This is a genomic window from Cobetia sp. SIMBA_158, from assembly GCF_046566945.1.
GTDB lineage: Bacteria > Pseudomonadota > Gammaproteobacteria > Pseudomonadales > Halomonadaceae > Cobetia > Cobetia amphilecti.
The window spans coordinates 1-256 of sequence record NZ_JAWJYL010000669.1 but is presented as its reverse complement, the minus strand read 5'-3'; the positions used below and the strand labels follow the sequence as shown (position 1 = coordinate 256).

The following is a 256-nucleotide window of genomic DNA, read 5'->3' as shown; positions in this document are numbered from 1 at the left end:
CGGGCGGCTGAGCTCGTGTCCGTCGGCCCGCCGGAGGGCCGCCGTACTCAAGGCGTTGGCGGAATCGGCGTTGCGTCAGGAATTGACCGGCCAAGCCGTCGCCGCGCCCGCGACGACAGCACCGTTGGCGACGCCCACGCCGCGACAACATGCGGCGGCACGCGCGGTTAGCACGGTCGACCAAGAAGAATTTCAGGTGCTCAGCGTGGGCGACGGAAGCCACGATCAGACCAGCTTCGATGACGCTCTCCACGAC

General features: G+C 68.4%; 1 protein-coding gene. It reads left to right on the top strand.

What is annotated here, in order from left to right; genetic code table 11:
* Nucleotides 1–70 precede the first annotated feature (70 nt).
* Nucleotides 71–256: hypothetical protein (locus R2R70_RS21505; protein WP_410979125.1), on the top strand; the 186-nt coding region annotated here is incomplete at its 3' end.